The organism is Rhodococcus sp. (in: high G+C Gram-positive bacteria) (assembly GCF_049286785.1).
GTDB lineage: Bacteria > Actinomycetota > Actinomycetes > Mycobacteriales > Mycobacteriaceae > Rhodococcus_F.
Genome location: NZ_JBAQEO010000408.1, coordinates 1 through 6,787, shown reverse-complemented (window position 1 = coordinate 6,787; position 6,787 = coordinate 1). Strand labels below are relative to the sequence as shown.

General features: G+C 65.4%; 9 protein-coding genes and 2 pseudogenes. 6 read left to right on the top strand and 5 right to left on the bottom strand.

Annotated features, from left to right (window positions below):
- On the bottom strand, window positions 1-713 hold a 713-nt coding region (locus tag WAW17_RS15360; protein ID WP_422333809.1), incomplete at its 3' end, for an IclR family transcriptional regulator.
- Window positions 714-934: 221 nt separating this feature from the next.
- Here WAW17_RS15360 and WAW17_RS15355 point away from each other — a divergent pair.
- From WAW17_RS15355 to WAW17_RS15345, 3 genes are all read left to right on the top strand, one after another.
- A complete protein-coding gene (locus WAW17_RS15355) occupies window positions 935-1,867 on the top strand; it encodes an LLM class F420-dependent oxidoreductase (protein WP_422333808.1) in 933 nt (310 codons plus the stop codon).
- Entirely contained in the window at window positions 1,864-2,364 is a 501-nt protein-coding gene (locus WAW17_RS15350; RefSeq protein ID WP_422333807.1) for a nuclear transport factor 2 family protein, read from the top strand. The genes WAW17_RS15355 and WAW17_RS15350 overlap by 4 nt, the downstream gene beginning before the upstream one ends.
- Window positions 2,365-2,470: 106 nt before the next feature.
- Window positions 2,471-3,418, top strand: coding sequence for a 3-oxoacyl-ACP reductase (locus WAW17_RS15345; protein ID WP_422333806.1), 948 nt, complete (start codon window positions 2,471-2,473; stop codon window positions 3,416-3,418).
- 89 nt (window positions 3,419-3,507) lie between these two features.
- Here the strand turns inward: WAW17_RS15345 and WAW17_RS15340 are convergent, their stop codons facing one another.
- The 4 genes from WAW17_RS15340 to WAW17_RS15325 form a co-directional block, all read right to left on the bottom strand.
- Window positions 3,508-4,062, bottom strand: coding sequence for a YceI family protein (locus tag WAW17_RS15340; RefSeq protein ID WP_422333805.1), 555 nt, complete (start codon window positions 4,060-4,062; stop codon window positions 3,508-3,510).
- 103 nt (window positions 4,063-4,165) lie between these two features.
- Entirely contained in the window at window positions 4,166-4,336 is a 171-nt protein-coding gene (locus WAW17_RS15335; protein ID WP_422333804.1) for a hypothetical protein, read from the bottom strand.
- The gene (locus WAW17_RS15330; RefSeq protein ID WP_422333803.1) at window positions 4,333-4,791 is read right to left on the bottom strand and encodes a carboxymuconolactone decarboxylase family protein; all 459 of its coding nucleotides are present in this window, start codon (window positions 4,789-4,791) and stop codon (window positions 4,333-4,335) included. The genes WAW17_RS15335 and WAW17_RS15330 overlap by 4 nt, the downstream gene beginning before the upstream one ends.
- Window positions 4,788-5,279: a MarR family winged helix-turn-helix transcriptional regulator gene (locus WAW17_RS15325; RefSeq protein ID WP_422333802.1), complete on the bottom strand. Its 492-nt coding sequence runs from the start codon at window positions 5,277-5,279 to the stop codon at window positions 4,788-4,790. The genes WAW17_RS15330 and WAW17_RS15325 overlap by 4 nt, the downstream gene beginning before the upstream one ends.
- Window positions 5,280-5,383: 104 nt before the next feature.
- On the opposite strand from WAW17_RS15325, the pseudogene WAW17_RS15320 reads away from it, so the two are divergent.
- The 3 genes and pseudogenes from WAW17_RS15320 to WAW17_RS15310 all read left to right on the top strand — a co-directional run.
- A pseudogene (locus WAW17_RS15320) lies at window positions 5,384-5,524 on the top strand (NAD(P)H dehydrogenase); the annotation flags it as partial.
- Window positions 5,525-5,574: 50 nt separating this feature from the next.
- Window positions 5,575-6,543 carry a pirin family protein gene (locus tag WAW17_RS15315; protein ID WP_422333810.1) on the top strand — a complete coding sequence of 323 codons (969 nt, stop codon included), beginning with the start codon at window positions 5,575-5,577 and terminating at the stop codon, window positions 6,541-6,543.
- Window positions 6,544-6,677: 134 nt separating this feature from the next.
- A pseudogene (locus WAW17_RS15310) lies at window positions 6,678-6,787 on the top strand (5,10-methylene tetrahydromethanopterin reductase); the annotation flags it as partial.

Here is a 6,787-nt window from a genome sequence, read left to right as displayed (position 1 = left end):
GTGCGGGCGTCGCCGCACAGCGAGATCGCGGCCACCGGGCCGTCCGCGCTCCGTACCGCGGCGCCGACGCAGCCCACCCCGGGCACCGCCTCACCACGTTCGAAGGCGAGACCCCGGCGCTGCCGGATCCGGTTGAGTTCCTGGTGCAGCGTGGTGAGTTCGGAAATCGTGCGGTCCGTCCTGCGGTCGAGGCGCCGACCATAGAGATCGTCGACCTCTTCGGGCTCCACCCAGGCGAGCATCGCTTTACCCCCGGCCGTCGTGTATGCGGGAGCACGCCCGCCGACGCGGGACGGCAGAGCTGCGGCCCTGCGGCCGCCGATCTTGTCGAGGTACACACTGTCCCCGCCGTCGAGGATCGTGAGGTGCACGACCAATCCGGTCTGCATGTTGAGTTCGTGCAACAACGGCGCTGCGGCGGCGCGCACCTGGCTGTGCCCGTTTTCTCCACCGGCCAGACCGATGGCACGGCGGCCCAGGCAATATCCGAAGCTCGCGTGGTCCACCCAGTTCAACCGGACGAGTTGATCGAGAATCCGGTGCACGGTGGAACGTGGCAGCCGGGTGCGACAGGCCACCTCTTCGAGGGTCAGCCGCGCGGTGCGGCCGTCGAAGGCGTCGAGTATGAGGGTCATCCGTTCCACCATCGACGGGGGTACGTCACGCTTCGCTGCGGGTGCCGACTGTGCGGTTTCCGATTCGATGACAGTCATCGATGCCTCCAAAAATATCCTGGTCACACGGTTTCACCCGACAGAAAACTGAAATGAATTCTTAAAATAACAGCCTACGCGGCTGTTGGGAACGGAATCACCGAACGAATCCCGACACGGGCCGTGCCCGGTGATCGGGAATCTCGTGGCTCCGGGTCGCGCACTGGGCTACAAACGGGTGAGGAACAACCGGGCGCCTACTCGAGCGGAGCAAGGAACAGATGCACATCGGAATAGCGCCACCCATCGTCATCCAGCATCCCGCCGTGGTCGCGGACTGGGAGCGCGGCGCCGGTATCGCGGAGCTGGCGCAGATCGCCGAAACCGCCGACCGCCTCGGATATCACCACGTGACCTGCAGTGAGCATGTCGCCGTGCCGGCCGAGGTGGAAGCCGAGCGCGGCGCCACCTACTGGGATCCGCTGGCCACTCTCGGCTACCTCGCGGCCCGTACGGAGCAGATCCGGCTGGCCACCCAGGTGCTGGTGCTCGGATACCACCACCCTCTCGAGATCGCCAAGCGCTACGGCACGCTCGACGTCGTCAGCGGCGGACGCCTCGTCCTCGGGCTCGGCGTGGGCAGCCTGCGCGAGGAGTTCGACCTACTCGGCGCACCGTTCGAGGATCGCGGGGCGCGGGCCGACGACGCCATCGCGGCACTCCGGGCCTCGCTGTCACAGCCGGTTCCCGAATACCACGGCAGCTTCTACGACTACGCGGACTTCGTCGTGAAGCCGCACGCCGTGCAGTCCAGGGTGCCGCTGTGGATCGGCGGCCGTACGCTGCGTTCCCTGCGACGGGCGGTCGACGCGGGAGACGGGTGGGTTCCCTTCGGCCTCACCTTCGACCAGTTGCGCACCATGCTCGGCAAGGTCGAGGTCCCCGACGGCTTCGACCTGATACTCGGGGCCGGTGCACCTCTCGATCCGATCGGAGCACGCGACCGTGTCCTTCGCGCGCTCGAGTCCAGGCGCGATGCCGGCACCACGATCCTCAGCGCCACCCTCGCCTCCACGGGTGCGACCCACTACTGCGAACAGCTGGAAGCGCTCCGGCACCTCGGCGACGAGGTGGGCGCCGAGTTCGCCGCTGCCGCCGCAGCATTTCCCGCCGAACCATCAGCACTTCCCGCCGAACAAGGAGACCGTTCATGACCGACACCGCCACAGATACCCATGCCCTGATCCGGGCGCTCGCCGATCGGGTGACGGTTCTCGAGGACAAGCTGGCGATCATCGAGCTGATGACCGCGTACGGCCCCGCCGTCGACAGCGGGTCTGCAGAAGCCGTGGCCCGGCTGTGGGCCGCGGACGGCGTGTACGACGTCGACACCGGCCTGCTCCGCGGTCACGCCGAGATCATCGCGATGGTGCAGTCGAAGGCTCACCAGGGCTGGATCGGCGCCGGCTGTGCGCACATACTCGAGCCGGGTCACATTCTCCTCGACGGCGACACCGCGGTGGCCACGTGTAAGTCACAGCTGATCATTCGTGAGGACGATGGTTTCCGTGTCCACCGCATCAGCGCGAATCGCTGGGAATTGGCGAAGATCGACGGGCAGTGGAAGGTGACGCGCCGGACCAATCGCCTGCTCGACGGCAGCGAGGAAGCACGTGCCCTCCTCGCTGCCGGAGTGCGCCCCCAGCACTGATATGCGGTTCGGCGGTTCCGGTGAGCGAGACGGCCACCGCGACCACCGCCGCGCAATTACTAGAATGAAATCTAGTTATTGACCGAAGAATCAGGAGTCGGAAAACATGGCGGAATCACTCAGTTTGGCCGGCCGCACCGCCGTCGTCACCGGCGCCGGCGCGGGACTCGGACGCGCGGAGGCCCTCGCCCTCGGCGCGGCCGGCGCGGCGGTCGTCGTCAACGACATGGGCGACGCCGCACACGAGGTGGCCACAGAGATCGCCGAGGCCGGGGGCCGGGCCATCGCCGTCACCGGGGACGTCTCCGACTGGTCGCTGGGTGAACGACTGGTTCACGAGGCCGTCAGCCGGTTCGGGTCGATGGACATTCTGGTCAACAACGCCGGAATCATTCGCGACAAGATGATCTTCAACCTCACCGAATCCGACTGGGACGACGTGATCCGGGTCCACCTCAAGGGTCATGCCGCAACCTCCCACGCGGCTGCGGTGCACTGGCGGCAGACCAGCAAGGATGCGGGCGGTCCGGTGTACGGGCGCGTGATCAACACGTCGTCCGAGGCCTTCCTGTTCGGGTCCGCGGGCCAGCCCAACTACTCGGCCGCCAAGGCGGGGATCACCGCGCTCACACTGTCGACGGCACAGGGCTTGTCGCGCTATGGAGTTCGCGCCAATGCGATCTGCCCCCGCGCGCGGACAGCCATGACCGCGCAGGCTTTCGGGGAAAACGACAACACGTCGGCAGGACTCGATCCCCTCTCCCCCGAGCGCGTGGCCACCCTCGTCCGTTACCTCTCCTCCCCCGCGTCGGAGGAGATCAACGGACAGGTCTTCGTCGTCTACGGCAAGATGGTGGCACTGATGGAGGCGCCGAAGGTCGAAACCCGTTTCGACGCAGCGGGTTCCGCCTTCTCCATCGAAGAGCTCGATGGGCAGCTGACCCCGTACTTCACCGGTCGCGGGGAGTACGCGAACTACGCGGCGTACAGCGTCGCGGAGCTCGAGAAATTCGCACTGGCCACGGACGAGACCGCGGCCCGAGACGATCGGTGACCCCGTGATCCGCGCCTCGTTCGTAGGCGTCGCACCGCGACCGAGCGGTGCGACGCGTACAGAGGGTCTGCGGATCGGTCAGGAGTGACTCAGGCCTGAAGGCCGGCCTCGATCTCGAGGGTGATCGTGATCTTGTCGCCGACCACAGCGCCGCCGCCTTCGAGGGGCATGTCGATGCTGATGTCGAAGTCCTTGCGGTTGAGGACGGTGGTGGCTTCGAAGCCCGCGACCGGGCCGTTGCCCATGCCCGCGTTCACACCGTTGAACTCGAGGGCGAGCTCGACGGGACGGGTCACGCCGTGGAGGCTGAACTCGCCGTCGACGACGTAATTGTCGCCCTTGGCGCGGACGCCGGTGGACTTGAAGGTGGCGGTGGGGTGCTTCTCGGCGTCGAAGAAGTCGGCCGACTTGATGTGGGCGTCGCGGTCGGCGTTCTTGGTGTCGATGGAATCGACCTTGATCTCGGCGGTAACTGCAGCGGTGCCGTCCGCGGCGACGGTGATCGCGCCGGTGAAGTCGTTGAACGTGCCGCGAACCTTGCTGACCATGAGGTGGCGGACCGAGAAACCGACGGTGGAGTGGACGGTGTCGATTGCCCAGGTGCCTGCGGTGAGGCCGGGGAATGTGGTGGTGGCGGCGGTCATGTGTGCTCCTAGCGATGAAGGTCTGTGGACGAGTCGCAACTAGTTGAACTCGTAACTACTACACTAGACGCCATTGGTTGCTTCGTCAACTAAATCTGAAAAACTATGCTTCGGGGCTGCCGAGCAACGACAAGATGGCCGGCGTGATCGGATCGGTGATGTCGCGAAAATCGTCGTGCTTCTTCAGGTACGCGGTGAATCCGGCGAGTTGTCCCTCGACCCTGAGTTCGTACCGATTCTCGGCGGCATTCTCGGTGACCTCGAAAGGCGTCATGGCGTTACCTCGTGTCTGCTGACGATGGAAATACGGTTGAAGGCATTGATGGTGATCGCGATCCAGCTCACGGCCGAGAGCTCGTCCGCCGACAGGATCTGCGAGGAAGCGGCATAGTCCCGTTCCTGCGTCTCGGCGGCGGGGAGAGTGGTGATGGACTCGGCGAGGGTGAGGGCTGCCCGCTCGCGATCGGAGAACAACGCGGTCTCCCGCCAGGCGGGGAGCACGGCCAAGCGCCGAGCGGACTCGCCCGCCGCGACTGCGGCTTTTACGTGTACGTCCAGGCAGTACGCACAGCCATTGATCTGCGACACGCGGATGTTGATCAATTCGACGAGTGTGCGGTCCAGTCCGGCGTCTTTCGCGGCCTGACGGATCGCCGTGGCGACGGCGACCTGCGCTCGGTAGACCTTCGGGGTCTGTTTGTCGACCGGAACGCGCGGCTGGTGGCTCATGTTGACGCCTGCTCGGGACGGCTCGCTGTGTGATTGTGGAGCATATGGGTACGCATTTCGGCGAACGCGTGTCCGAAGGCGGTCACGTCCCGGGGACTGAGCAGGTCGAACATGTTCGCGCGGACGGCTGCGACGTGTCCGGAGCTGACGGAGGCCAATTTGTCGGCGCCGGCGTCGGTGAGTTCGGCCAGCATTCCGCGCTTGTCGTCCTCGCACTCGACTCGGCGGACCCAGCCGGCCTCGACGAGTCGGCTGATCGCGCGGGTCACCCCGCTCCGTGTGGTGGTCATCGCATCGGCGAGTTCGCGCATTCGCAGCTGTCGTTGCGGCGCTTCGGAGAGAACCACGAGCAGCTCGAAATCCGTAAAGGAGATGCCGGCGTCGCGGGTGAGTTGCCGATCGAGTGTCTGAAGCAACAGTCGCGTGGCGTCGAGGTACGCGCGCCAGGTCTGCTGTTCCTCGTCGGTGAGCCATCGCGTATTTTCCATTCCCCCAGCATAGCGAAAATAGTTGACAACGCAATTAGTTGAGCTACCGTGGAAGAGGCAGTTGAAACTGCAGGTTTCGGAGGATGACGACCGGCCGCTACACCAAGTTCGCCGATGGCAATACGTACGGAGTCAGCCACGTGACCGGCCCGAACAACCAGAATGAACTCGAGGACGTGACGGCCGCGGCGCTCGATCACATGGCCACCCGCGTCGCGAACGTCGCAGCCGAGTTCGCCTCCTGACGTTGTGAAAGTGAGTTTTCGTGAGCAACCTTGACGCCGATCCGGTCGAGATGGTCTGCGAGAAGGGTCCCGCACCGGGGACGATCGCAGGCCGTCCCCGCGTGGAAGTCATCACCTCCCGGGAGGTTCCGCTCGGTGGTCCACGGGCGATGCCCGTTCGACGCACGCTTCCCCAGCGGGGGCGTTCGCTGATCGGCGCGTGGTGTTTCGCGGACCACTACGGGCCCGACGATGTGTCGGCCACCGGCGGTATGGACGTCGCTCCGCATCCGCACACCGGCTTGCAGACGGTGAGCTGGTTGTTCACCGGCGAGATCGAGCACCGCGACAGTCACGGTGTGCACGCGATGGTGCGCCCCGGTGAGCTCAACCTCATGACCGGTGGGGACGGTATCTGCCACTCGGAGGTATCCACCGCGCGGACGACGATTCTGCATGGTGTCCAACTCTGGGTGGCGTTACCGGACCGGTCTCGCGGTGCCCCGCGCAACTTTCAGCACTATGCACCCGAACCTCTTTCCATCCGCGGAGCGTCGGTTCGGGTCTTCCTCGGCTCGCTTGCCGGAAGCGTCTCGCCCGTCGAAACGTTCACGCCGCTACTCGGCGCGGAACTCACCCTCGAGCCACATGCGACGGTCGAGCTCGATGTGGACCCTGCATTCGAGCACGGCGTTCTGGTCGACACCGGCGCGGTCACGCTTGCCGATACCGCACTGGGTCGGGCCGAACTCGGCTACCTGGGTACCGGCACCAACCGTGTGAGACTGGGCAACCCTGCAGACGAGCCCGCCCGGGTGATCCTGCTCGGCGGTGCACCCTTCGGTGAGGAGATCGTCATGTGGTGGAATTTCGTGGGCCGCAGTCACGACGAAATCGTCGCCTTCCGCGACGCGTGGCAGAGCGAATCCGAGCAGTTCGGCCGCGTCGAGGGTTATGCCGGTCCGACGCCGAGACTGCCGGCGCCGGCGCTGCCCAATACGCGGATCCGGCCTCGGCGTAATCCGCCGACCGAAATTTGACCCGTGTAACCGAAGGCGTGGTTCTCACCGGTCTCACACCGCTCGGCATTGGCCAAAGGGCGGGTGCTGGAATACACCCGGCCTCCCCGCGGTTGATATAGTTGATTCTTAAATTACTTAGGGAAGGGACGGCCATGCAGTTCGGCATCTTCACCATCGGAGACGTGACCCGCGACCCCACGACAGGGCGCATCCCCACCGAGCACGAGCGCATCGTCTCGATGACGAAGATCGCCCTCAAAGC